19 protein-coding genes and 1 riboswitch are annotated in these 23993 nt (G+C 65.9%); of the genes, 10 read left to right on the top strand and 9 right to left on the bottom strand.

What is annotated here, in order from left to right:
- Positions 1 to 310 precede the first annotated feature (310 nt).
- Positions 311 to 742 (bottom strand): universal stress protein, encoded by a 432-nt coding sequence (locus AC5RW2_RS05095; RefSeq protein WP_493962026.1) that lies wholly within the window; start codon positions 740 to 742, stop codon positions 311 to 313.
- 538 nt (positions 743 to 1280) lie between these two features.
- Here AC5RW2_RS05095 and AC5RW2_RS05090 point away from each other — a divergent pair.
- The 8 genes from AC5RW2_RS05090 (at position 1281) to lplAB (ending at position 8488) form a co-directional block, all read left to right on the top strand.
- Entirely contained in the window at positions 1281 to 2330 is a 1050-nt protein-coding gene (locus AC5RW2_RS05090) for an iron ABC transporter substrate-binding protein (RefSeq protein WP_493950443.1), read from the top strand.
- A 4-nt stretch (positions 2331 to 2334) separates the two neighbouring features.
- A complete protein-coding gene (locus AC5RW2_RS05085; protein WP_493950444.1) occupies positions 2335 to 3930 on the top strand; it encodes an ABC transporter permease in 1596 nt (531 codons plus the stop codon).
- A gap of 47 nt (positions 3931 to 3977) precedes the next feature.
- On the top strand, positions 3978 to 5099 hold the full coding sequence (locus tag AC5RW2_RS05080; protein ID WP_493962027.1) for an ABC transporter ATP-binding protein: 1122 nt from the start codon (positions 3978 to 3980) through the stop codon (positions 5097 to 5099).
- Positions 5100 to 5184: 85 nt separating this feature from the next.
- Complete coding sequence (locus AC5RW2_RS05075) at positions 5185 to 5769, top strand: TetR/AcrR family transcriptional regulator (protein WP_493962028.1); 585 nt, start codon at positions 5185 to 5187, stop codon at positions 5767 to 5769.
- Positions 5770 to 5823: 54 nt separating this feature from the next.
- Entirely contained in the window at positions 5824 to 6252 is a 429-nt protein-coding gene (arr, locus tag AC5RW2_RS05070) for an NAD(+)--rifampin ADP-ribosyltransferase (protein ID WP_493950447.1), read from the top strand.
- Positions 6253 to 6352: 100 nt separating this feature from the next.
- Positions 6353 to 6418, top strand: a riboswitch (guanidine-III (ykkC-III) riboswitch).
- An 11-nt stretch (positions 6419 to 6429) separates the two neighbouring features.
- Entirely contained in the window at positions 6430 to 6744 is a 315-nt protein-coding gene (locus tag AC5RW2_RS05065; RefSeq protein ID WP_493950448.1) for a DMT family transporter, read from the top strand.
- A 13-nt stretch (positions 6745 to 6757) separates the two neighbouring features.
- Positions 6758 to 7105, top strand: coding sequence for a DMT family transporter (locus tag AC5RW2_RS05060; RefSeq protein ID WP_493962029.1), 348 nt, complete (start codon positions 6758 to 6760; stop codon positions 7103 to 7105).
- Positions 7106 to 7426: 321 nt separating this feature from the next.
- Positions 7427 to 8488, top strand: a complete 1062-nt coding sequence (gene lplAB, locus AC5RW2_RS05055) for a lipoate-protein ligase LplAB (RefSeq protein ID WP_493962030.1) — start codon at positions 7427 to 7429, stop codon at positions 8486 to 8488.
- Between the two features lie 70 nt (positions 8489 to 8558).
- Here the strand turns inward: lplAB and AC5RW2_RS05050 are convergent, their stop codons facing one another.
- The 4 genes from AC5RW2_RS05050 to glgC all read right to left on the bottom strand — a co-directional run bounded on the left by AC5RW2_RS05050 (position 8559) and on the right by glgC (position 14467).
- Positions 8559 to 9209, bottom strand: a complete 651-nt coding sequence (locus AC5RW2_RS05050; protein ID WP_493962031.1) for a dihydrofolate reductase family protein — start codon at positions 9207 to 9209, stop codon at positions 8559 to 8561.
- 112 nt (positions 9210 to 9321) lie between these two features.
- The gene (pepN, locus tag AC5RW2_RS05045) at positions 9322 to 11949 is read right to left on the bottom strand and encodes an aminopeptidase N (protein WP_493962032.1); all 2628 of its coding nucleotides are present in this window, start codon (positions 11947 to 11949) and stop codon (positions 9322 to 9324) included.
- A gap of 103 nt (positions 11950 to 12052) precedes the next feature.
- Positions 12053 to 13066, bottom strand: coding sequence for a YeiH family protein (locus AC5RW2_RS05040; RefSeq protein WP_493962033.1), 1014 nt, complete (start codon positions 13064 to 13066; stop codon positions 12053 to 12055).
- A 114-nt stretch (positions 13067 to 13180) separates the two neighbouring features.
- Entirely contained in the window at positions 13181 to 14467 is a 1287-nt protein-coding gene (gene glgC, locus AC5RW2_RS05035; protein ID WP_493962034.1) for a glucose-1-phosphate adenylyltransferase, read from the bottom strand.
- 106 nt (positions 14468 to 14573) lie between these two features.
- Here glgC and glgA point away from each other — a divergent pair, with 106 nt between their 5' ends.
- Positions 14574 to 15770 carry a glycogen synthase gene (gene glgA / locus AC5RW2_RS05030; RefSeq protein ID WP_493962035.1) on the top strand — a complete coding sequence of 399 codons (1197 nt, stop codon included), beginning with the start codon at positions 14574 to 14576 and terminating at the stop codon, positions 15768 to 15770.
- On the opposite strand, the gene AC5RW2_RS05025 is transcribed toward glgA, so the two are convergent.
- On the bottom strand, positions 15749 to 16195 hold the full coding sequence (locus tag AC5RW2_RS05025; RefSeq protein WP_493962036.1) for a protein-tyrosine phosphatase family protein: 447 nt from the start codon (positions 16193 to 16195) through the stop codon (positions 15749 to 15751). The two genes, glgA and AC5RW2_RS05025, sit on opposite strands and share 22 nt — an antisense overlap.
- A 164-nt stretch (positions 16196 to 16359) precedes the next feature.
- Here AC5RW2_RS05025 and AC5RW2_RS05020 point away from each other — a divergent pair, with 164 nt between their 5' ends.
- Positions 16360 to 18333: an APC family permease gene (locus AC5RW2_RS05020; protein ID WP_493962037.1), complete on the top strand. Its 1974-nt coding sequence runs from the start codon at positions 16360 to 16362 to the stop codon at positions 18331 to 18333.
- Positions 18334 to 18395: 62 nt separating this feature from the next.
- Here AC5RW2_RS05020 and AC5RW2_RS05015 read toward each other — a convergent pair whose 3' ends face one another.
- The 3 genes from AC5RW2_RS05015 to AC5RW2_RS05005 all read right to left on the bottom strand — a co-directional run bounded on the left by AC5RW2_RS05015 (position 18396) and on the right by AC5RW2_RS05005 (position 23991).
- The gene (locus AC5RW2_RS05015) at positions 18396 to 19070 is read right to left on the bottom strand and encodes a response regulator (protein ID WP_493962038.1); all 675 of its coding nucleotides are present in this window, start codon (positions 19068 to 19070) and stop codon (positions 18396 to 18398) included.
- Positions 19067 to 20560: a sensor histidine kinase gene (locus AC5RW2_RS05010; protein ID WP_493962039.1), complete on the bottom strand. Its 1494-nt coding sequence runs from the start codon at positions 20558 to 20560 to the stop codon at positions 19067 to 19069. The genes AC5RW2_RS05015 and AC5RW2_RS05010 overlap by 4 nt, the downstream gene beginning before the upstream one ends.
- Positions 20561 to 20664: 104 nt before the next feature.
- Positions 20665 to 23991: an ATP-binding protein gene (locus tag AC5RW2_RS05005; protein ID WP_493962040.1), complete on the bottom strand. Its 3327-nt coding sequence runs from the start codon at positions 23989 to 23991 to the stop codon at positions 20665 to 20667.
- Positions 23992 to 23993: the final 2 nt, after the last annotated feature.

Below are 23993 nucleotides of genomic sequence, written 5' to 3'. Positions count from 1 at the left end.
CCGTCGACGATGAGCTTGGCGTCGGTATGAGTACGGGCACCGCAGGTCCCGGCAAAGATGCCCACCGGTTCTCAACGGGAACTCATTGATGCACCTCAATCCCGGGACCAAGTCCATAGTGGCAGGCCGGCCGTGTCAAGGCTCCGAAGGAAGTTATCCAGTTCCAAGGAGAAAACGCCTACCCGGGACTCCTGCGCGGAGTCAAGAAGGCGGCGCATATCCAGAACGCGCCGATGGACTCTTTGGGGGGGGAGGCCAGGAGGCGGAACCTAGCTGCTGCCGTGCGTACTGCCTGTAGTGCCGGCGGATATCACCGGTCCGTCTTGACAATCAACACGTCGCAGGGCGCATTGCGGGCCACGCTGTTCGCGACGCTGCCCAGCACACGGCCGAGGCCATTAAATCCGACGTTGCCCACAACCAGCAGCCCGGCCCCCACACGCGCCGCTTCCTCGACCAATGCCTCCTGCGGCTTCCCGCGAACGGCGACGGGGCGGATGCTCAGGTCGGGATGTTCCTCGCGCAGTTTGGACGCGACCAGTTCCGCCATTTTTTGCGCTTGCTTGGTGTCGTCAAGTATCCAGGTGTCATTGCCGATCTTGATGACCTCGGTATTTTCCTTGACATGGGCGCTGAGCACGGCGAGTTCGGCGTTGAGGCCCTCAGCGATGGCTGCCGCCCGCGAAGCCGCTTTGAACGCAGTGTTGCTGCCGTCGACTCCCACCATGACGATTTCTGACATTGTTGTTTCCTCCTCATTGCTTTGCTCTCGGCCACGGGCTGGCCCTGTCCAAAGGTAAATGTTTCGACGACGGCGGGTACCTTCTTGTCCCTGTCGACAACAGTAGATGTGGAAGTGGAAGTGGTTCCTACACATAGAAGCCACCGGTCCTGGGACCTCGAGCTCACCCATCGCCGCGGGTTGTAGCATTGAGTCCGAGCCCAGGGCCCTCGGGTAACCCCCACATTTCATAGGCCCGTCCCAGATGTGACGCAACCGCTACTATCGGCATTCCGAAAGCATGTCTGTGGCAAGCGGAAGTCTGATCAAACGACCGTTTACGGGGCAGACGCTCGGCGCCGCCAACCGCTGCGCCCGGCAGTGACCCGTCTGAACCCGCTCCCGCGACTGCGCCCCGAAACTCTCCGTCCAAGAGCCGACGTGTGCTGCGTAACAAATTTCAATGCTGCACCAAGAGTTAGACTACTTAGGCTTGGCTAACCTAAGCTCTTTGGGGGTTCCAACATCCCCTCCATGTCTGCAGAAAGAAGCTCCCCCTATGAAGCTCCGCAAGAACGCTCTGGTCGGCATCGCAGTAGCTGCGACCGCCGTCTTCGGCCTCGCAGCCTGTGGTTCGAACGCCGACACCGATTCCGCCGCGTCCGGCTCCGCCGCCGCAGGCGAAGGCATCACGGTTTACAACGCCCAGCATGAGAGCCTGACCAAGGAATGGGTCGACGCCTTTACCGCGGAGACCGGCATCAAGGTCACTGTTCGCCAGGGCTCGGACACCGAAATGTCCAACCAAATCATCCAGGAAGGCGACGCCTCGCCGGCCGATGTGTTCCTGACGGAGAACTCTCCCGCAATGACGCAGGTTGAGAACGCCGGCCTCTTCGCCGATGTCGACCAGGCCACCATCGACCAGGTCCCCGCGGAATTCCGTCCTTCCACCGGCAAGTGGACCGGCATCGCCGCCCGTTCCACGGTTCTGGTGTACGACAAGAACAAGATCAGCGAAGACAAACTGCCCAAGTCGATGCTGGACCTGGCCAACCCTGAGTGGAAGGGCAAGTGGGCTGCCTCGCCGACCGGCGCCGACTTCCAGGCCATCGTCTCCGCCCTGCTTGAACTCAAGGGTGAAGCCGCCACCGATGCATGGTTGGCCGGCATGAAGGAAAACTACAAGGCCTACAAGGGCAACAGCACCGCCATGAAGGCAGTCAATGCCGGTGAAGTCGACGCGGCGCTGATCTACCACTATTACTACTACGGGGATCAGGCCAAGACCGGCGAGAACTCCAACAACGTCACGCCGTACTACTTCAAGAACCAGGATCCGGGTGCCTTCATCTCGGTGTCCGGCGGCGGCGTGCTGAAGTCCTCCAAGAAGGCAGAAGACGCCCAGGCCTTCCTGAAGTTCATCACCGGTAAGCAGGGCCAGGAAATCCTGAAAAACGGCACCTCATTCGAATACGCCGTCGGCTCGCAGGTGGACTCCAACAAGGCTCTGGTTCCGATCAAGGACCTCGAGGCCCCTGCGGTGGACCCGGCCAAGCTGAACTCCACCCAGGTCACGGATCTGATGACCAAGGCAGGATTACTGTAGTTCTGTGACAACTGATCTATCGGCTCCCAGTACGCTTCGTACGGGAACCACGACGGCGGGTGAGGGCAAGCGCCTTCGCCCGCCTTTCGGCGTCTCCACGGTGTCCGTGCTGGCGGTCCTCATCGCGCTGTTTTCGCTCGTCCCGTTGGGTTACGTCGCCTACATGACGGTGGCAACCGGCTGGGACACCGCCGTCGAGCTCATCTTCCGTCCGCGCGTCGGCGAACTGCTGCTGAACACCGTCATGCTCACCGTCTTCACGGTCCCGCTGTGCCTGATCCTTGGCGCGGGCGGAGCCTGGCTGGTGGAGCGCACCACGCTGCGGGGGCACCGCTGGTGGGCGGTTGCGCTGGCCGCGCCACTGGCCATTCCGGCGTTCGTCAACAGCTACTCGTGGGTCTCGGCCGTTCCGTCCCTAGGGGGAATCTGGTCCGGCGTGCTCATCGCCACCTTGTCCTACTTCCCGTTGGTGTACATACCGGCGGCGGCAGCTTTGGGCCGTCTGGATCCGGCCATCGAGCAATCCGCGGCGTCACTCGGTCTGGGGCCGTGGGCTGTCTTTTTCCGCGTGGTACTCCCGCAGCTCCGCATCGCGCTCAGCGGCGGTGCTCTGCTGGTTTCCCTGCACCTCTTGGCGGAGTACGGCGCCTTCGCGATGATCCGCTTCGATACCTTCACGACGGCGATCATGGTCCAGTTCCAATCGACGTTCAACGGCACCGCCGGCAACATGCTGGCCAGTGTGCTGGTGTTCCTGTGCCTCATTCTGCTGCTGGCTGAGGTGAAGAGCCGGGGCAACGCGCGCTACGCCCGAATCGGCTCGGGCGCGCCGGCCAAGGCGACCCGGTTGGCCCTTCGCCACTACCAATTGCCCTCGCAGCTCGCGCTGGCCGCTGTCACGGTGCTGGCCTTCGGACTGCCCGTCTGGTTCGTGTTGCGGTGGATCATCGCGGGCGGATCGGAGGTCTGGGCTGCGGACGAATTCCTGCCCGCGCTGCTGCAGACGCTGATGTACGGCGCCGTCGGGGCTGCCGTCACCACGGTGGTGGCCTTCCCCATGGCGTATTTGGCGGTGCGGCGACCCAGCGGGTTCAGCAAGTTCCTGGAACTTTCCAACTACGTGACCAGCTCGCTTCCGGGCATCGTCGTGGGCCTGGCATTCGTCACGGTTAGCATCCGGGCGGTCCCGGGGATTTATCAAACGGCGGGTGTGCTGGTCGCCGCCTATGTGCTTCTCTTTCTTCCCCGGGCGCTGGTGAACCTCCGCTCGGGGCTGGCACAGGCACCCAAGGAACTTGACGAAGCAGCGCAGTCCCTCGGCAAGGCGCCGCTGACGTCTTTCGTGCGAGTGACGCTGCGGCTCACCGCACCGGCTGCTGCCGGGGGCGCCGCTCTGGTATTCCTTGCCATCGTCAACGAACTGACGGCCACGCTGCTCCTTTCGCCGAACGGGACCCGGACTCTTGCCACGGAGTTCTGGAGCAAGAGCAGCGAGATCGACTACACCGGCGCGGCACCCTACGCGCTGCTGATGATCCTGCTCTCAGCACCGATGACCTACCTGCTCTTCCAACAGTCCAAGAAAGTGGCCGGACAGTGACCGAACAATCCCCTTCCCGGCTCCCGGCACCGCGTGTAGCGGCCTCCGTGGCGCCAACCACGAACACGCATCTGGAGATCTCCGACGTCACCAAAAACTTCGGCTCCCAGTCGGTGCTCAAGGGCGTCGATCTTTCTGTAGCCAAAGGCGGAACCACGGCGATCGTGGGTCCTTCGGGGTCAGGCAAGACCACGCTGCTGCGGCTGATTGCCGGCTTTGAACATCCGGACACCGGCTGCATCAGTCTCAGCGGCTCACCGGTTGCCGGGGACGGTGTCTGGATTCCCGCACACAAGCGGCATGTCGGTTACGTCGCGCAGGACGGGGCGCTCTTTCCGCATCTGACCGTGGGACAGAACATCGCTTTCGGTCTCAACGCCGGAAAAAAGCTCGACGGCGGCCGACGGGCCGTGGACGCAAGGGTCAAGGAACTGCTCGAGATGGTGTCCCTGGACGCCGCGATGGCGAAACGGCGACCACACCAATTGTCCGGCGGCCAGCAACAGCGCGTTGCCTTGGCGCGCGCACTGGCCCGGAAGCCCGAACTGATGCTTTTGGATGAGCCGTTCTCGGCACTGGACGCCGGACTCCGGGTGGCCACCCGCCGCGCCGTCGCCAAGGTGCTCAGTGAAGCCGGCGTAACCACCATCTTGGTGACCCACGACCAAGCCGAAGCGCTCTCCTTTGCGGATCAGGTGGCGATCATGCGCGGCGGGAGGCTGGCGCAGATCGGCAACCCCTTCGTGGTCTACACGCGGCCGGCCGACCGCGCCACGGCCGAGTTCCTGGGCGACGCGGTGATCCTGGATGCATGGATGGAGGGTTCCCTGGCCACCTGCTCGCTGGGCGGAGTCCCGGTCCGCCGGCCGCCGGCGCAGGGCAAGGTCCAGCTCATGCTCCGCCCGGAGCAGATCCGCATCGCGCCGGACGGCCCTATCCGAGGCGTCGTCGTGGACACCGATTACTTCGGTCCGGAAACCACTGTCCGGATTAAGCTGGCCGAGAGTAATGCGGCCCATCGCGCCGCGTCCGGCAACGGGCACCGGTACCCGGGCGGCGGCGAGGTGATCACCATCCGGCACTGGAACGCTTCCATCACCAAGCCTGGGACAGAGCTCTGCCTGCGGGTGGTCGGCGAAGGCGTGGCCTTCCCGCAGGACGGTCCGTGACGGGTGGCACTTCCCGTGCATCCGCAGATCGAACAGTGCAGGTCCTGGACAGCAGACCGGATTGGTCGTGCCGATACGATGGGGCATGGCAAAGAATGAGCAGCGGAGACGACTGCTCGCCGACGCAGGCTTGGCCGTTCTCGCTCGCGACGGTGCGCGCGGATTAACGCACCGCGCGGTCGACGAAGCAGCAGGCGTCCCGGTCGGGACCGCCTCGAATTATTTCCGCAGCCGCGATGGCTTGATCGCCGGCCTCGTCCACCGCATGGGCGAGCGGCTGGTTCCCGATCCGAAGGACCTCGAACGCCTCGCGGCCGCACCGCCAAGCCGCGAGCTGTTCGCCGACTACCTGCGCGCAATGCTGCGCCGGCTTACTGCGGAACGGGAGGTCACGCTCGCGCTGTTCGAGCTCCGGCTGGAAGGCTCCCGCCGCCCAGCCGTTGCAGCAGTTTTGGCGGAATGGCGCAAGGCAGCCTTCGAGGGCGACGTCGCGCTCCACGCCGCGGCCGGGCTTCCCGGCGGTCGTCGGGAGGTCGCGCTCTTTTACTATGCGGTGGAAGGCTTTCTGCTCGACCGCCTCACCACTGAGCTGGACCCTGACTCGTCCACCGACGATGTCATCGACGCCCTCGTTGCCGGGCTGCTGGGCAGCGATGATCGGTCGCGGTGACGTGATAGCGCGCAGTCTGCCGACTACAGTGGGCACACAGCGAGGAGATGGCGAATGGACAATGAACCGATACCGGCCGAGGCCGGCGACCCCGGCCCTTTCTACCACGGTACGAAAGCTGATTTGGCGCCGGGCGACCTGCTGGAGCCGGGCTTCAGCTCGAACTATGGGGAGCGGACGAAGGCGAACTTCGTCTACCTCACCGCCACCTTGGACGCTGCGACGTGGGGAGCCGAACTCGGAGTAGGGGAGGGCCCGGGAAGAATCTACCGGGTGGAACCCACCGGCCCGTTTGAAAACGACCCGAACCTGACAGACCAGCGCTTCCCGGGCAACCCCACACGGTCCTACCGCACCAGGGAACCGCTGCGCATCATCGAAGAGGTCATCGGGTGGGAACCGCATCCGCCCGAGGCACTGCAGAACATGCGAAACCATCTCGAAGAACTCAAGCGGCAAGGCGTCGAAGCCATCAACGAGTGATCCTCCACCCGATCCTCCACGCAACCCGAACCCGACCGGCGCGCTGGTGAGGCCCGCCACCAAAGCTGCGCATCGACGTCGTGCTTTGCTAGTTTTGGAATCAAGACCTCATTCTTAGGTCTCCGGACGACGGTTCAGTACCCGGTGCGCGACAAGACTGGCCAGAGGATTTCAATCGTGGAATGGGTCATTCTCATCCTGTCCGGTGTCCTGGAAGCTGTGTGGGCCACGGCACTGGGCGCATCCAAGAACTTCCGCCGGCTGTGGCCGTCCATCGTTTTTGTGGTGGCCATGGCGTTGAGCATGGCCGGCCTGGCCTACGCCATGACCGCCATCCCGGTGGGAACCGCCTATGCGGTGTGGGTTGGCATCGGTGCAGTGCTGACGGCCGCCGTGGCCATGGTCATCGGGGCCGAGAAAGCCTCCCTGATCCGGGTCCTTCTGCTGTTGGGCATCATCGGTTGCGTGGTCGGCCTCAAGGCGATCGGCTAACGGGGGGCTCACCATGCATTGGATTGTTTTGTTGGTCAGCGCCGTTTTGGAAGCAGTGTGGGCCACTGCGTTGAGCCTGTCGGAGGGCTTTAGCCAGCCGCTGCCTACGGTCGTGTTCTTCGTGGCCGTGACCCTGAGCATGTTGGGTTTGGGCTATGCCATGCGCGGTATCTCCCTGGGTACCGCCTACGCTGTCTGGACCGGAACGGGGGCGGCGCTCACCGTAGGCTACTCCATGCTATTTGGCGGAGAGCCGGCGAGTGTGCTCAAGCTGCTGTTCGTTGCGGGCATCATCGGCTGCGTCATCGGGCTCAAGCTGGTTGACGGCCAGAGCGACAAGAAGGGCGCCAAGAAGGCATGAAACAGCGCCGGCAGGTAATGGAGGTTGGGGGGAGTCTCTCCACTACCCGCCGGCGCTTGGACCGGGCACGTCCGGCCCCTCTTTTTCACTCGCACCGTGATGAGGTGTCTTTGACACTACCGGAAGCGTCTGGGCACAGCCCCGGCAACAGCTGGGAGAATGCTGGGTAGGTTGTCGAGCGGGCAGCGCGAGCGGAGGCCCGACGCCGGCAGGGCCAACGTCCGGTGGGGCCCGGCGCCGTGATAAGACTGTGGTGGCCTTCAACCACCGCCAGCCGAACCGACGGCGGCAACCTGGCCGACCTGAGCAAGGAGAGCGTGAATGTCCGACCATCGCCACGGAGAGTACAAGGTCCAGGGCGGCAAGCTTGTTGTTGTCGATTTTGACGTGATGGACCACAAGATCGTCCATCCGTCGGTCAGCGGGGACTTCTTCCTGGAACCCGACGAAGCCCTGGCCGACATCAACACGGCGCTGGACGGCATGAGCACTGAAAGCAGCCACGCCCACTATGCTGCAGCCATCACTGCGGCGTTGCGGCCCGACGCCCAGATGTTTGGCTTTTCCGCAGATGCCATTGCCGTTGCCGTGCGCCGGGCCCTGAACAAGGCCACCGGGTGGCTGGACCACAAGTGGCAGGTTATTCCGCCCACTCCGCTGCCCACGCACATGCATGTGGCGATGGACGAGGTGCTGACCCGCCAAGTGGGCGCCGGGAAACGGCCGCCGACGCTGCGGTTCTGGGAGTGGGAGACGCCCTCGGTGGTGATCGGCAGCTTCCAGTCGGTGCGGAACGAGGTGGATCCGGATGGAGCCGAACGCCACGGCATCACCGTGGTGCGCCGAATCAGCGGCGGCGGGGCGATGTTCATGGAGCGGGGGAACGCCATCACCTACTCGCTGTACCTCCCGCAGACCCTGGTGGACGGGCAGAGCTTTGAAGCCTCCTACGCGTACCTCGATGCATGGGTCATGGCTTCGCTGGAAAAGGTGGGCATCAAGGCGTTCTACCAGCCGCTCAACGACATTGCGACGCCGGAGGGCAAGATCGGCGGCGCTGCACAGAAGCGGTTGGCCAATGGCGGAATGCTCCATCATGTGACGATGTCCTACGACATCGACGCGGACAAGATGACCGACGTGCTGCGGATCGGCAAGGAGAAAATTTCCGACAAGGGCATTACCAGCGCCAAGAAGCGCGTTGATCCGCTGCGGCGGCAGACCGGCCTGAGCCGGGAAGAGATCATCGACGTGATGATCCGGACGTTCAAGGACCGCTATGCCGCCGCTGACAGCGGCTTCTCCGACGAGGAGCTGGCCATGGCCCGCGAACTCGTGGACACCAAGTTCAGCAAGGACGAGTGGCTGCACCGCGTGCCATAGCGGGCGGCCGGTGGCGGGTGGCCGTTGGCCCTGCCCGTCTTCGGCCGGTAGTGCCCGCCCATCTGCGTGGTTATCGCGCCTTCTTGGCCAGAAGTGCGTGCGCCACAGTGGGGGAAGCGACTGATTGAACGCATGCATAACCCAGGGCCGGTGCATCGAGATCCTCGAAGAGCCGCTCGCCGCCGCCCAGCAGGACCGGAACGATGGCCAGATGCAATTCGTCCACCAGACCGGCGCGCAGGTACTGATTGACCGTGGCCGCTCCGCCGCCGAGCCGGACGTCCTGCCCGTTGGCAGCGGCGGTGGCTTGCCGCAGCGCGGATTCGATCCCGTCGTCGACGAAATGGAAGACGGTCCCGCCGGCCATGCTGATCGGCGGTTGTGCGTGGTGGGTCAGCACGAAGACCGGGTGGTGGAAGGGTGGGTCATCGCCCCACCAGCCCTTCCACTCCGAGGACTCCTGGTCGCGGCGAGCCGGTGCGAACATGTTCCGACCCATGATGGTGGCTCCGATCCCGCGCTCGCCGGCGAGCAGAAAGTCGTTGTCAGGGCCTGTTGAACCGCCGCTTTCACCGATCATCCGTTTGCCGGCCTCGGTCTGGAACATCCACTCGTGCAGCTGTTCGCCGCCCACACCCAACGGGTTTTCCAGGGACTGGTGGCGACCGGCGGCATAGCCGTCCAGGGAAACAGCAAAATTGTGGACACGCAGCTTGGGCATTGATCCTCCTGCCACCAAAGCCCGGAAAACCAAGCCAGACCGGGTCCTGCGGAAGTTGTCAGTGTAGTGCAACGCAGGGGTGCGGGGAACTGACCGGCCTTCAGCCGGCGGTTTAGCTCGGGCCCTCCGTGGTGCTGCCCACCTGCTGGGCGCGGAGGGCGCGGATCAAGTGGTCGCGCTGTTCGATGACGATGCGGCGCAGCGCGGCCGGTGCATCGCGGTTGCCGTCCAGCCAGGCGTCGGTGCGGACGACTGCGGGGTGCTCGGCAGGTGCCTGGCCTTCGGCCAGATCCTGTCCGCCGGGGTAGAGCCCGCGGACCAGTCGGGCCGCGATCTCAATGCTCTTGGACGACCAGATCCGGACGAGTTCCGCGAAGTAGGGGTCCACGTACTCGTCGAGCAGGTCAGGTGGCCCCTGGCAGAACCCGTCGATCGTGGCGTCCAGGAGCTGGTTGGATAGCGAATCGGTATGCACGGCCGTGCGCCACGCTTCCGCCTTCACCTCGGGTACCGGCCGGGCCGTCAAAGCAGCCAAGTGGCCTGCTCGTGCGGCAACGGTGCGGTCACCTTCCAGGGCCGCATCGAGTTCAGCCACGCCAGCGTGGCCGGTGGCGGCCAGCGCCTGCCAGAACCGCCACCGCAGATCCGTGTCCACGGCGAGGCCGGCAACAGCCAGGTTGCCCAGCACTAGATCGCGCAGGAACGGGGCCTGGCTATCCTCAGTACGGGCCACCGCGGCCAGCGATCTTGCCCAGGTCAGTTGCTGGTCGCTGCCCGGATCCGCAGATTCGACCTGCCGCCGTGCAGCAGCGACGAACGCTGTCGCCAGTGCCGGGCGGCGGGCTGCCGGTGCGTACCGGTCCATGGCTGTTTTGGCGCAGTCCAAAACCACCTGCAGCACACTGTTCTCGGTTTCGGCGGGGGCGAACCGCTGCACGGCCTCCACATACTCTGCGGCCGGGAGCAGCCCGTCGCGCGTCATGTTCCAGAGGCTGGACCAGCAGAGCGCGCGGGCCAGCGGATCGATCAGTTGGTCCAGCGAAGACAGCACCGTCTGCAGTGAGCGCTGGTCGAACACCACCTTGGCGTAGGTCAGGTCGTCGTCGTTGATCAGCAGCAGTGCGGGCAGTTCCCGGCCGAGCAGTTCCGGAAGGTCCGTGCGCGGACCGGCCACGTCCAGTTCCAGTTGGTCGGTGCGGAGCATCCGGCCGGACGGATCGGGGTTGTAGAACCCCAGCCGCAGGCGGTGCGGGCGGTGCGCCGCTTCGTCCGTCACCGGATCCACCGCGTCCTGGACGATGGCCGCAGCGGTGATCGCCGCGCCGTCGTGCTTAAGATCCAGTGCCAGGGTGGAGATGCCGGCAGTCTGCAGCCACTGGTGCGCCCAGTGCTCCATGTCCCGGCCGGAGGCCGCGCTCAGGGCGGTGAGGAAGTCGGCCAGCGAGGTGTTGCCGTAGGCGTGCTCGCGGAAATAGCGGCGCGAGGCACCGATGAACGAGTCGAAGCCGGCATAGGCCACCAGCTGTTTGAGCACCGAGGCGCCCTTGGCGTAGGTGATGCCGTCGAAGTTCTGTTTGGCGGCTTCCAGGTCGCGGATGTCGGCGACGATGGGGTGGGTGGTGGGCAATTGGTCCTGCACATACGCCCAGCCCTTGCGCCGGTTGGCGAAGGTGATCCACGCGTTGCTCCACCGCGTGGCCTCGGCCGAGGCGAGAGCACCCATGTAGTCGGCGAACGATTCCTTCAGCCAGAGGTCGTCCCACCACTTCATGGTGACCAGGTCACCGAACCACATGTGCGCCATCTCGTGCAGGATGGTGTTGGCCCGTGCCTGGTATTGCGCATCAGTGGCACGGGAGGAGAAAACGTAGGCCTCGGTGAAGGTGACCAGGCCGGGATTCTCCATCGCGCCGAGGTTGTACTCGGGGACGAAGGCCTGCTCGTACTTGCCGAACGGGTACGGGTAGTCGAAGAGGACGTGGAAGAAATCGAGCCCGGCCTTGGTGACGGCGAAGATCTGCTCCGGGTCGAAGGAGCCGGCCAGCGAGGCACGGCAGTAGGCGCCCAGCGGCACCTGCAGTTCACCGCCGTCGGGCAGCGTGCGCTGCCAGTTGTCCGTGGCCACATGGTACGGGCCGGCCAGCACGGTGGTGATGTAGGTGGAGATGCGTTGGGTCGGGTGGAAGCGGCGGACCGAGTGCCCGGGCGTGGAAGCCAGCGGCTCGGTCGAGGCCACCGCGGCGTTCGAGGCGACGGTCCAGCCGTCGGGCGCGGCGATATGGAAGGAGAAAGAGGCCTTCAGATCGGGCTGTTCGAAGTTGGCGAAGACCCGCCGGGCGTCGGCCGGCTCGTACTGGGTGTAGAGGTAGGTTTTCCCGTCAGCAGGGTCAACGAATCGATGCAGGCCTTCGCCACTGTTGCTGTACAGTGCGGTGCCCGTGATGGTGGCCTGGTTCTGAGCTTCCAGCCCGGGCAGCAGAATGCGCGAGCCGTCCACCACCTCGGCCGGATCCAGCGCAAGCCCGTTGAGCAGCACGGAGTGGACGCCGCCGTGGATGAAGTCCGCGAACACGGTTGAGCCCGGCTCACTGCAGCTGAAGGTGATGACGGTTTTGGAGATGAAGCCCGGTGCGTCCTGGTCCTCGGCGCCGCGCAGGTCCAGCGAGACCTCATAGCTTTCCACCCGCAGGATGGCGGGTCGGGCCGCCGCTTCGTCGCGGCTGAGGTTCTGGTTTGTCATCCGGCCCATTTAACCATGCGGGGCCCGGCTGGGGGAGGTGCCCCGTGGGCCAGCCCCCGGTCGGGACAACCGCGCCGTGCGAGTGCTCGCGCGGTGGAGCGCGTCAGCCGGCGGCCATGGCCAGCCAGGCTGCGCCGAGCCCCAGCCCGGCGATCAGCAGCCAGGACAGCAGCGCGGTGGAGATCGCCGGCAGCGAGGAACGGAGCAGTTCCCGGAACCGGACGGCCGACCCCAGCCCGAACAGGGCAGCGGCCAGCAAGATCTCCTGCACGAGGGCCGTGCCGTCCAGCACAGACTGCGGCAGCCATCCCATACTGCGCAGCAGCACCAACGCCAGGAAACCGAGGATGAACAGCGGCACCACCGGGGGTTGTTTACCTGCCGAACCGACGTCCTCGGTGTGGGGCGCTTTGGTCGTATGGCGCCGGTGTACCGCGACGGCGGCCGCCAGCGGCGCGAGCATCACCACGCGCGCCAGTTTCACGACGACGGCGATGGTCAGCGCCGCGGTGCCTGCGCTTTGCGCCGTGGCCACAACCTGTCCTACGTCGTGCACTGACGCTCCGGTCCAGAAGCCGAAGACTTCCGCCGGCATGCCGGTGACGGCCATGACAGCCGGCAGCACCCCGATGGCCAGCGTGCCACACAGCGTGACCAGGGCGACGGGCATCAGGCTGTCCTGACCGCGGCTGCCGCGCGCGGCGGCGACGGCGCCGATCGCCGAAGCCCCGCAAATGGCGAATCCGGCGGCCAACAACACCGGTTGGTCCCCGGGCAGGCGGTGCCATCGCGCCAGCAGGTAGGTTCCGGCAAACGCGAGCAGCAGCACCAAGACCACCAGCAGCAGCGCGAACCAGCCCAGCTCTGCCAGATCCGACAGCGCCAGCCGGGCCCCGAGCAGCACAATCCCGGCGCGCATCAGCGTCCGGCCGCAGAAGGCAAGACCGGGCCGCCCCGCGCCACCGGTCCACCCGGCTGACGGCGGGACATTGGCTGCCAGAATTCCCAGCACGACGGCGAAGCTCATCACCGGGACTGCCGGCACCAGCGAGTGCAGGCCGAAGGACACGAGGACGGCCGTCGCCGCCAGCAAAAGTCCCGGCCCTGCACGGCGCATCCACCGTTCGATACGGGACCCGGAGACAGCTGGCTGCTTCGGGGGAGGCGTCGGTGCTTGAGCGGTTTCCGGCGGCTGTTTCGGGGTCACAAGGCTTACGTTTTGTGGATCCGCTTACAAGCCTGCAGGCTTGTGTGTAGATTCGGCTTCGGTCGGCACCGTGAGCAGCACGCGTTCGTCTTTGCTCAATACCGTCAAGCCGGAATCCGTCACCGTGAAGCCGCGGGCGCGGTCCAACTCCGGATCAACGCCGATGGTGGCCCCGGCCGGGATGTGCACGTTTTTGTCCACGATGGCTCTCCGTACTACGGCGCCTTCGCCCACGGTCACATTGTCCATCAGCACACTGCCGCGGACCTGGGCGCCCTCGGCGACGAAGACGTCGGTGGACAGCACGGATTCGCTGACCTCGGCCCCCGAAACCACCACGCCCTGCGACAAAAGGGAGTCGTGGGCAGTGCCGGCAGCGCCGCTGATCCCGCGGACCAGCTTGGCCGGGGGCGAGACCGACTGCCGCGTGTAAATCGGCCACTGCAGGTTGTACAGGTTGAAGGCAGGCAGCGGACTGATCAGGTCCATGTGTGCCTCGTAGTAGGAATCAAGCGTGCCGACGTCGCGCCAGTACTGCTGGTCGGCCCCGGTGGCGCCGGGAATGGCGTTGGCGGTGAAATCGTAGACCGCCGCCTCGCCGCGTTCCACGAAGTAGGGGATGATGTCGCCGCCCATGTCGTGGTCGGTGTCCAGCCGCTCGGCGTCGGCCTCCAACGCCCGCAGCAGGGCATCGGTGTTGAAGACGTAGTTTCCCATCGACGCCAGGAAACTGTGCGGATCATCGGCCAGCCCGGGAGTGGTCGCGGGCTTCTCGACGAAGGCACGGATCTTGGTGGGTGTATCGGGTTCCGACTCGATCACACCGAACTGGTTGGCCAGCGAGAGCGGTTGGCGTACCGCGGCCACGCTGGCGGCCGCGCCGGAAGCGATGTGATCTTCCACCATCTGGGAGAAGTCCATCCGGTAGACGTGGTCGGCGCCAACCACGACGACAATGTCCGGCTTGGCATCGTGGATCAGGTTCAGGGACTGGTAGATCGCGTTGGCGCTGCCCAGGAACCAGCTCTTGCCGCGCCGTTGCTGGGCCGGGACCGAGGCCACGTAGTTGCCCAGCTGCGCGGCCATCCGCCAGGTCTCCGAAATGTGCCGGTCCAGGCTGTGCGATTTGTACTGGGTCAGCACCACGATCTGCCGGTAGCCGGAATTCACCAGGTTGGACAGCGCAAAGTCGATCAAACGGTAGCTGCCGGCAAACGGCACCGCCGGTTTCGCCCGATCCGCAGTGAGCGGCATGAGCCGCTTTCCCTCGCCGCCGGCGAGTACAACGGCCAGGACCTTTTTCTGTGGCATGATTTTCCCCCTTCGCAGTCGCCACGGCCCTTTCCAGGCCGAAACGTGACATCCCCCTTTCACCTCACACTAGAGGAAGCCTCGCGCGTGCACTACGTTAGGTTGCGTGCGCGTAGACATTGTGACAAAAGAATTCCCACCGGAGATCTACGGCGGGGCCGGTGTGCATGTGGCCGAACTCAGCCGGGTGCTGGCCGGACGGCTGGACCTGCACGTGCATGCCTTCGGGGCTGAGCGGCCGTCCGACTTCCATGGCGCCACCGTGCGAAGTTATGCGGTTCCTGCCGGGCTGAAGGAATCCAACCCGGCCGTGCAGACGCTCGGCGTCGACCTGCAGATGCTGGATGGCTTCGCGGGCGCGGAACTGATCCATTCCCACACCTGGTATGCCAATATGGCCGGGCATCTGGGCTCGCTGCTGCACCATGTCCCGCACGTCCTGAGCGCCCATTCACTCGAACCGTTGCGCCCGTGGAAGGCGGAGCAGTTGGGCGGCGGCTACCGGCTCTCCTCCTGGGTGGAGCGCACCGCCTACGAAGCAGCGGCCGCCGTCATCGCGGTGTCGGCCGGGATGCGCAAGGACATCCTGCGCTGCTACCCGGACGTGGATCCCGGCCGGGTGCACGTGGTCCACAACGGCGTGGATGTAGAGCAGTGGAAACCGGATCTCAACGACGACGCCGTGCGTGCCTTGGGCATCGACCCGGGCCGGCCCAGCGTGGTCTTCGTGGGGCGGATCACCCGGCAAAAGGGCGTGCCGTACCTGCTGCGCGCCGCTGCACTGCTGCCGCCGGAAGTGCAGTTGGTGCTCTGCGCCGGCGCCGCCGACACCCCCGAACTGGCGGCCAAGGTCAACGCGCTGATCGCCGGCCTGCGCGAAACCCGCAACGGCGTCGTGGTGATCGAACGGATGCTCCCGCGCGCTGGACTGATCCAGGTGCTCAGCCATGCGACCGTCTTCGCCTGCCCGTCCATCTACGAGCCGTTGGGCATCGTCAACCTGGAGGCGATGGCCTGCGGAGCGCCGGTAGTGGCCAGCGCCACCGGCGGCATCCCGGAGGTGGTCGACGACGGTGTCACCGGCACGTTGGTTCCGTTGGCACAGATGGACGACGGGACCGGAACCCCGCTGGACGAGGAACAGTTCGTGCGTGACTTCGCCGCGGCTTTGAGCCAGACCCTGGCCGACCCGGCCACAGCGCGCCAACAGGGCGAGGCCGGCCGCCGGCGCGCCGAGGAGCACTTCTCCTGGGACTCGATCGCCGACAAGACCCTGGACGTCTACCGCAGCGTACTGGGCTGAGGAAAGCTGCGCACGAACCGCCGCTGCCACGGTGTTTCGACGGCGCCAGGCCGGTAACGCGCCCTGACGTACTCGACGGCTTCGGCCCGCGGGACGCCGTCGAGGATGGCCATGCAGGCCAAAGCAGTGCCGGTCCGCCCGCGGCCGCCGAAACAGGCCACCTCCACCCGCTCATCCAGTGCCCGCAGCCATGCCTCGCGGAACGCTGCTGCGGCGTCGTGGAAATCATCCGGCAGCCGAAGGTCGCGCCAGTGCACCCAGCGTTGTTCCCATTCGGTGGGCAACGGCCGCCCGTGCTTGAGGTAGAGGGCGAACTCCGGCGGGGGGCCCGCCGGCATCGGCTTGAGCAAAGCCCGTCCGCGCACCAGCCGGCCCGACGGCAGCCGCAGCACGCCTGGAAGTGCGGGATCCCACGGCGTTCCCATGGCAAAACTTTAGTCCTCCACCGACGCATTAGGGAGCCGGGCCATGGGGGAGAATAACGTCTCCGCCGCGGTATTAAGAAGCCGTTAAGACTGCGTGCGGCCGGCCCCATCGCGTTTACCGTGACAACGGGTCCTAGAAAGTGGACCGTGTTGAAAGGCGTTCGATGACCACCTTGAGTTTGCCTCCGTTCGATCCGTCAGCCCCACGGGCTCCGATGGGGGTGCGGCTGCGCGGGTGGATGCTGCACGACCTGCCGGCCACCGGGGTGAAGTTGGGACCGCATGGGACTGTGGATCCGCAGGAACACGGTCACGCGTGGGCAAAGGTGATGTGTCTGACCGGCGTGGACTACTTTTCCACGCTGGGCTACCAGCCGGCTATTGCTGCGCTGGCAGCCGGCGCCGTCTCTCCGCTGGCTACCATGCTGGTGGTCCTCGTCACCCTGTGCGGCGCGCTGCCGGTTTACCGCCGGGTGGCGGAGGAAAGCCCGCACGGTTCCGGTTCCATTGCCATGCTGGAACGGCTGTTGCCGCGCTGGCGGGGAAAGCTGCTGGTGCTGGCGCTGTTGGGGTTCGTGGCCACGGACTTCATGATCACCATGACGTTGTCCGCCGCGGACGCCACCGCCCACCTGATCGAGAATCCCTTGCTGCCGCATTGGCTCGCCGGCCAGAACGTGGCGATCACGCTGGTTCTGCTGGGCGCTTTGACCGCGGTGTTTCTCCGCGGGTTCCGGGAAGCCATCGGAGTTGCCGTCGTCGTGGTCGCCGCCTATCTGGCGCTGAACGCAGTGCTGGTGGCCGTATGCCTGGTTGACGTGCTGACTCATCCTCTGGTGATAGGGGATTGGTGGCAGGTGCTGACCACGTCGCACGGCAATCCGCTGCTGATCGCCGCCGTCGTTGTGCTGGTATTCCCCAAGCTTGCCTTGGGCCTGTCCGGTTTCGAGACCGGGGTCGCCGTCATGCCGCAGATTCGCGGAAACGGCCGGGGCGCCCAAGAGCAGCTGGCGGGCAGGATCCGCGGGACCCAGCGGCTGCTGACCACGGCGGCGCTGATCATGAGCGGGTTCCTGATCTCCAGCAGCTTTGTCACCATCCTGCTGATTCCGGCGCAGGAATTCCAGCCCGGGGGAGCAGCAAACGGGCGGGCATTGGCGTACCTGGCGCACGAGCTGATGGGCCCGGTCTTTGGGTCGCTGTACGACGCCAGCACCATCACCATCCTGTGGTTCGCGGGGGCCTCGGCGATGGCCGGGCTGCTCAACGTGGTGCCTCGGTACCTGCCGCGCTATGGCATGGCGCCTGGCTGGACGAAAGCCTCCCGCCCGCTGGTGCTGGTGTTCTGCGCCATCGCTTTCCTGGTTACGGTGGTCTTTGACGCCGACGTCGATGCTCAGGGCGGCGCCTATGCCACCGGTGTGCTGGTCCTGATAACGTCCGCAGCCGCGGCTGTCACGCTCTCGGCACGGTCGCGAGGTCAGCGGCGGCTCGCCTGGGGTTTCGGGACCGTCACGGTGGCTTTCGTCTACACCACGGCAGCCAACATCGTTGAACGGCCCGAAGGTATCCGCATCGCGTCGCTGTTCATTTTGGGTATCGTTGTCATCTCGTTCATCTCGCGGACCAAACGCTCGTTCGAGCTGCACGCAACGCACGTCCATTTCGACGAGCGTGCGGTAGAGCTGATCGCGCAGTCCGACACCGGGCCGCTCTTGTTCATCGCGCATGAACCCAAACGGCTGGACGCGGAGGCCTACCGCAAAAAGCTGGCGGCCGCCCGCGTGGTCAATAACCTGCCGGCCGACGAGGTGCCCCTGTTCCTGGAAGTCGTGGTGGATGACTCATCCGACTTCGAGACAGAATTGGAGGTTCACGGGGTGAGCCGCCACGGGTACGACATTCTTGAAGTCCATGGCCCCGTGGTGCCCAACACCATCGCCTCGGTGCTGCTGCACATCCGCGACATCACCGGGCTGATGCCGCACGTCTACTTCCGCTGGACGGAGGGCAACCCGATCAACAACCTGCTGCGTTTCCTGGTCTTCGGCGAAGGCGAAATCGCCCCGGTCACGCGGGAAATCCTGCGGGAAGCCGAACCGGATGTGACCAACCGGCCCTGGGTGCACGTTGGCTAACCGTGGTGCACATTGGCTAACCGTGGTTTGGGAACCGCTGCGGCCACACCGGCCGGGCCGGTTCAGGGATCGAATCGGTAACCGATCCCGGGCTCGGTGATCAGATGCTTCGGCCGGGACGGGTCAGCTTCCAGCTTCCGGCGCAACTGGGCGATGTAGACGCGCAAATACTGGGTCTCCTTCACATACTCCGGTCCCCACACATGCTCCAGCACCTGCCGATGGGGCACCAGCCTGCCGGGTTGGCGGGTCAGCACCTCAAGGATCTTCCATTCCGTCGGCGTGAGTTTGACTGCGGTGCCCTGCTTCTCCGCCCGGCGGGCAGCGAAATTGAGCGCGAAGCCGGCGGCCTTCACGATGTCGTCCTGGCTGCCGGCCTGGCCGCGGCGCAGCAGCGCCCGCAAGCGGGCGAGCAGTTCGTCCAGTCCAAACGGTTTCGTCACATAGTCATCGGCCCCCGCATCCAGGGCGCTGACCTTTTGGGCGGAGGAATGGCGCGCTGACAGCACCAGAATCGGGGTCTGCGCGCCCGACCGGACACGGCGTATGATCTCGATTCCGTCCATGTCCGGCAGCCCCAGATCGAGCACCAGGGCGTCGACCGGCCCTTCGGCCAACGTTGCCAGCGCGCTGCTTCCGGTCGGCGCGGCAACGACGGCGTATCCATTGGCCCGCAGCGTGAGCTGCAGCGCCCGCAGCAGGCGGCGCTCGTCTTCTACGACCAGGATGGTGGTCACCGGTCTTCCTGCCGGATGCCCTGGACGGTGGATGGTGCACGGGGGCCGGCCAGGGGAAGGCGCAATACCATCGTCAGCCCACCGCCAGGGGTGCGTTCGGGAATCAGCGTTCCGCCCATCGCTTCCGTCAATCCCCGGGCGACCGCGAGGCCCAGCCCGATGCCGGCGCCTTCCCCCGAGTCGGTCATCCGCTGGAAGGGTTTGAACATTTCTTCCAGATCCTGCGGCAGCGGACCGGTCCCGGCGTCGACAATCCGCAACTCACCATGTTCCCGGCTTGCAGGGGGTTCCCCTGCCTGCAGCGTGATGACCGAGGGGTGAGCATGCCGGGCCGCGTTTTCGACCAAGTTCGCAATCACCCGCTCCAGCAGCCCGGGGTCGGCTTCCACCGGAGCGCAATCGTCGGCAATCTGGAAGGTCACCGACCCGGGCGGCACTCCGCGCAGGGCTCCCGGAAGTACGTCTTCCCAGTGGACCGGCCCGGGCAAGGGCCCGACGGATCCGCTGCTGATGCGGGACATGTCCAACAGGTTCTCCACCAGCGACCCCAATTGGTCGGCGTAGGCATCGGTAGTCTGCAGGAGCTCGCGCTGCTCTTCCGAACTGAACGAACCCCCCTGATGCAGCAGGCTGCTGATCGAGAATTTGATGCCGGCCAGCGGAGTGCGCAGGTCATGGCTGACCGCCTGAAGGATTGAACCGCGCATCATGTTGTCCTGGGCCAGGCGCTCGTTTTCGAGCCGGCTGATCATTAACTGCTGGCGGGCGCGCAAGGCTGTGGCCTGGGCGGCAAAGGCCTTAAGCAGCTGACTCTCAGCCGTCGGCAGGTGCGGACCCAGCATGGCCATCACGGTGTTGTCGTCCACTCGTTCGACGGTGTCGGCAGCGTCCGGAGACCCCATCTGCTGCCCCACACCGGCGAGCAGCACCCAACCGGAATGATCACCGGTGTCCATTCCGCTGCCCGTAGGCCGCACGAACAAGGCCGCCGCTTCGGCGTGGAACACCTGCCGGGCCTGTTCCAACAAGCTCCGCAGGGGGTCTTCGGTGGCGATCGCCACCCGGGTCAGCTCATTCAGCGCGGCAGCCTCGGCGCCCGCCCGGCGTGCCCGTGCGGCCCGACGGGCAGAGACATCCACCACCCAGGCCACGGCCGCGGTGACAACGACAAAACACAACAAGGCCACGGCCATGGCGGTGTCATGGATCAGCAGCTGACCGGTGGGCTCGGTCATGAAGTAGTTCAAGAGCAGGCTGCTCCATAGAGCGGCCACAAGGGCGGGCCAGATCCCGCCCACCAGTGCCGCGCCAACTGCTCCGGTGAGCTGGACCAGCGACGCGGTGGTCAGATTGGCATGCCAAACCTGCAGCAGCAGGAACTGCAAGCCGGCCGGCAGCACAACGGCCAGCAGCAGACCGGCCGTTACCCTCTGGATGCTCAGCGACCGGGGAGACGGCCAGCCAGGCATCCCCGCCTGCACCTTCGACATTTCCTAGTCATACCACTGCCCTGGCCCGCAACGCCCGGTTTTCGGCCGAAGCGCAGCGTCCGCGGCGCCGTCCTCGTGCTGGCGCGAAGCGGCGCCCGGGCGGATCAGCGCAGGAGGATGTCCACCGGGCGGGCGAGCGAACGGCCGCGCTCGAGGACGCCGGAGCGGTTGGCGGATTCGTCGCGCAGGACTTCGGTGACGGAGCCGAGGAAACGTGCCAGGTCCACCTTGTCCTCCGGAGCCGCCAAGAGCAGCTGGAAACCGAACTCATGCAGCGCGTTGATGCTGGCCTCGGCGAAGGCCAGCGACGACTTCACGAACGCCTCGTCCATCATGACCGTGCCGAAGGTGCTGAAGCCCTGACCGGCAATCCCGAGCTGGTAGGCCAGCGCCGAGGCCATGATGAACGCGGTGAAGCGCTGGCCCTCGCCGCCGGACATCAGGCTGGCCTGCAGGTTGGTGTAGGCCCGGCCGTCAGCCAGCAGGTTGGTGCAGGTGATGTCCACGTGCGACCGCACGTCGAGGACCTCGGCACGCCAGCGGCGGTCGTCCTCCGAGGCCAGCCGCTCCACGATGCGGTCCAAGGCGAGGTAGCGGGCGTCCATGTCATCGCCGGTCTGCCGCCGTCCCATCACCGGCAGCGCGTTCTTCAGGTCGGTGCGGAACTTGTGCGAAGCGTCCGGTACGGCGTTGGCAATTTCGATTTGCAGGTGGCTGTCCGCGTGATAGTTGACCCGGCGCAGGATCTGGTTCAGCGGCTGCAGCCGGGACGCTATGCTCCGGCGTTCTTCATCCAGCAGCTGGAGCAGGTCGCTGAAACGTTCGTAGGTGCGGTTGTTGAAGTACTCGCGGAACTCCGCCTCCCGCTGCGGCAGGCCTTCGCCCACAATGTCGTGGTAGCGGGCCTCGTAATCGGCGGCGGCGTCCAGCGAGGTGCCGTGGTCGGACCCCCACTGCCGGGTGTAGGCCTCGAAGATCTTGACCAACTGGGCGCCGGCCTCCAGTTTGGCCCGTTCCAGCGTGCCGCGGGAGGTCAGCAGCTCGCGCTCGACTTTGGTGCAGACATCACTGAGGAACTCCAGATCGGTCACTTCGCCATGCGGGGCGAACAGGGAGTCGAGCGCCGACGCCAGTTCCTCAGTCAGCTCGCCGTCCGATTCGCCGCCCCCGGCCAGGCCCTCGCGGCGGTGGCGCGCGGCTTCCAGCCCGGCGGACAAGCGGGCGGCTTCGCCCTTGAGAACCCCGATCTTCTCCGTCGCAGCCGTGAGGTCCAGTTCGGCCGTTTCCAGTTCAAACCGCAGCTGTTCCAGGTCCGTGTTGGCGTCCCGGGCCTGCTCCAACCGTTCAACCGCTGCAGCCACCGCGGCGGCGTGCGCGTCGGTGGAGATTTCCTCCCAGCTCCGGGTGTCGGCGGCGACGGCCTTGGCCGCCGCCAGCCGCCGGCCCAGATCCTGCTGTTCCCGGGCGCGTTCGGCAGATTCTGAATCGGCCGTGCCGTAGGTGTCCCGCAGCTCCAGCAGCCGGGTGGCGAGTGCGGCGATCTTGTCCTGGTTGTCGAAGCCCAGCAGGTGGTCGGAAGCCCCGGTGTGCCGGTCGTCCTTCTCGGTAGTGCTGCTGCTGCGCTTGACCGCGCCGCCCAGCGTGACGCCGCGGGGGACCGAGGCCAATTGCTCGGGCTCCTCGACGCAGACGTAGTCGTAATGCGCCGTGATCTTGCGCCGGACCCACTGGCCCATCGCGGTGTCCTTGGTGACCAGCTTGGTGACCAGGTCGTCCGGGTCGGCCTCGGCCTTGCCGTCCAGCGGTGCACTGACATCGATAATCCGCAGGAAACCGCGGATATTGTGCTCGTTCAGGTACCGGGTGACGGCATTCATCCGCTCGCCCGGGACCAGCAGCGCGGAGGCCAGAGAGCGCAGTGCGCGTTCGGCTGCCGGCCGCCAGCGGGTCTCGGCGGGGTCAAGGTCGATCAGCTCGCCGGCAAAGGGCAGTTCCTCTTCCGCGATGCCGGTAGCGGCGCAGATCTGTTGTCGACGTTCCAGGCTTTCCGGGCGGATGTTGCTGGTGCGGCGGCGGAAGGACTCGATTTCCTGCTCCAACGCCCGGATCTGTCCCTTGAGGCTCCACGCTTCGCCCTGGGCATCGTTGCTGCGTTCGCGGACGGCTTCGGCTTCGGTGAGCAGCTCCTTGACCAGCACCGCGGCGCGACTGCGCGCTGCTGCCAGTCCACCGGGGCTGAAATCGGCGTCAAGGCCCGCGGCCTCCGCATCAGCCCGGAAGGCATCTTCCACCGACTGGCGGGCGCGCAACTCGGACTGGGCCGCAGCCAGCTCCCGCTCCAAGGTTGCGACGGCGGCGCCTCCCTCGCTGCCGTACCGTGCGGTCAGTTGTGCAGCCTTCTCCTTGAGCCCGGCGCGTGCCGCTTCGGTGTCTGCCAGCTCCTGCGCCGCAGTGGCGGCTTCCGCGCCCAACAGGTCGATCTGCCGGTCCTGGCACTCCAATGCCAGGCGGCGACGGTAGATCGGCAGGGCGACGTCGGCCGAGAGGATGTTGTGATCCAGCTGCGCCTGCGCCTGGCGCAGCTGTTGGTGCAGCCGGGGCACGGGAGCCAGCAGGTCCCGTTGCTGCCGGACACGTTCCAGCTGCCGCCGGATGCTGCGCAGGTGGCTGAAGTCCTGCACTGCCTCTTCGGCAGCGGCCAGCGTGCGCGGCGTATCCAGCACGTGGTTGCGGAAGAAATCGTTGACGGTGCCGCCCAGGCCCTTGCCGGTCTGCAGCGTGCGCAGCAGCCCGAACGCTTTTTCCTGGTCGATGCCCAGTGCCTGCCGGAAACGTTCCGCGAAGGCCTTGTGTGAATCGAAGACCTGGCTGCCCGGCAGCAGCGCCTCCAGGGAGGTCTTGCTGAACCGGCCCTTCATGCCGGACTCCAGACGGGGGATGTCCAGCGGCTTGTCGTGGAGGACGTAGAAGCGGCCCACGTTGTGTTCTGTGCCGTTGGCCGGGAGGTCCAGCATCACCGCCAGGCTGGTGGTCTGGCCCAGGACATTATCGAAGGTCAGGCAGACCGCCGACCAGATGGCTCCGGGACGCTGGTAGAAGGTTGCGGTTTGAGAATCGTCGCCGTCGGCGGGCGTGGCACCCAGCCGCCCGCGCATGTAGCTGAAAGCGGTACGCCGTTCCTCGGACGCATGGCCGGCGCTGGTCTGCGCGGCCTCGTTCATTTTTGGCCGGGCGTCCAGTACTTGGAGCATGCCGTCGAAGATGGTGGATTTGCCGACGCCGGAGCCACCGGTCAACAGCGTGCCGGCGCGGTCCACCCGGATGGTGTGGGCGCCGTCGAAGGTGCCCCAATTGACCAGCTGCACGGATGTGAGCCGGTGCTGGCCGGGGTTGAGCAGCCCGTCCATCGGCAGGATCGTCTCAATGCTCATGC

This window comes from Arthrobacter sp. B0316-1-20 (genome assembly GCF_059091865.1).
Note: the sequence above shows the minus strand (reverse complement) of the source record. Positions and strands in the feature narration are given on the sequence as shown.

Coding starts and splice junctions, on each gene's coding strand:
- AC5RW2_RS05095 (WP_493962026.1), bottom strand. CDS start 742: ATGTCAGAAATCGTCATGGTGGGAGTCGACGGCAGCAACACTGCGTTC.
- AC5RW2_RS05090 (WP_493950443.1), top strand. CDS start 1,281: ATGAAGCTCCGCAAGAACGCTCTGGTCGGCATCGCAGTAGCTGCGACC.
- AC5RW2_RS05075 (WP_493962028.1), top strand. CDS start 5,185: ATGGCAAAGAATGAGCAGCGGAGACGACTGCTCGCCGACGCAGGCTTG.
- arr (WP_493950447.1), top strand. CDS start 5,824: ATGGACAATGAACCGATACCGGCCGAGGCCGGCGACCCCGGCCCTTTC.
- AC5RW2_RS05060 (WP_493962029.1), top strand. CDS start 6,758: ATGCATTGGATTGTTTTGTTGGTCAGCGCCGTTTTGGAAGCAGTGTGG.
- lplAB (WP_493962030.1), top strand. CDS start 7,427: ATGTCCGACCATCGCCACGGAGAGTACAAGGTCCAGGGCGGCAAGCTT.
- AC5RW2_RS05050 (WP_493962031.1), bottom strand. CDS start 9,209: ATGCCCAAGCTGCGTGTCCACAATTTTGCTGTTTCCCTGGACGGCTAT.
- pepN (WP_493962032.1), bottom strand. CDS start 11,949: ATGACAAACCAGAACCTCAGCCGCGACGAAGCGGCGGCCCGACCCGCC.
- AC5RW2_RS05040 (WP_493962033.1), bottom strand. CDS start 13,066: ATGCGCCGTGCAGGGCCGGGACTTTTGCTGGCGGCGACGGCCGTCCTC.
- glgC (WP_493962034.1), bottom strand. CDS start 14,467: ATGCCACAGAAAAAGGTCCTGGCCGTTGTACTCGCCGGCGGCGAGGGA.
- AC5RW2_RS05025 (WP_493962036.1), bottom strand. CDS start 16,195: ATGGGAACGCCGTGGGATCCCGCACTTCCAGGCGTGCTGCGGCTGCCG.
- AC5RW2_RS05020 (WP_493962037.1), top strand. CDS start 16,360: ATGACCACCTTGAGTTTGCCTCCGTTCGATCCGTCAGCCCCACGGGCT.
- AC5RW2_RS05010 (WP_493962039.1), bottom strand. CDS start 20,560: ATGTCGAAGGTGCAGGCGGGGATGCCTGGCTGGCCGTCTCCCCGGTCG.
- AC5RW2_RS05005 (WP_493962040.1), bottom strand. CDS start 23,991: ATGAGCATTGAGACGATCCTGCCGATGGACGGGCTGCTCAACCCCGGC.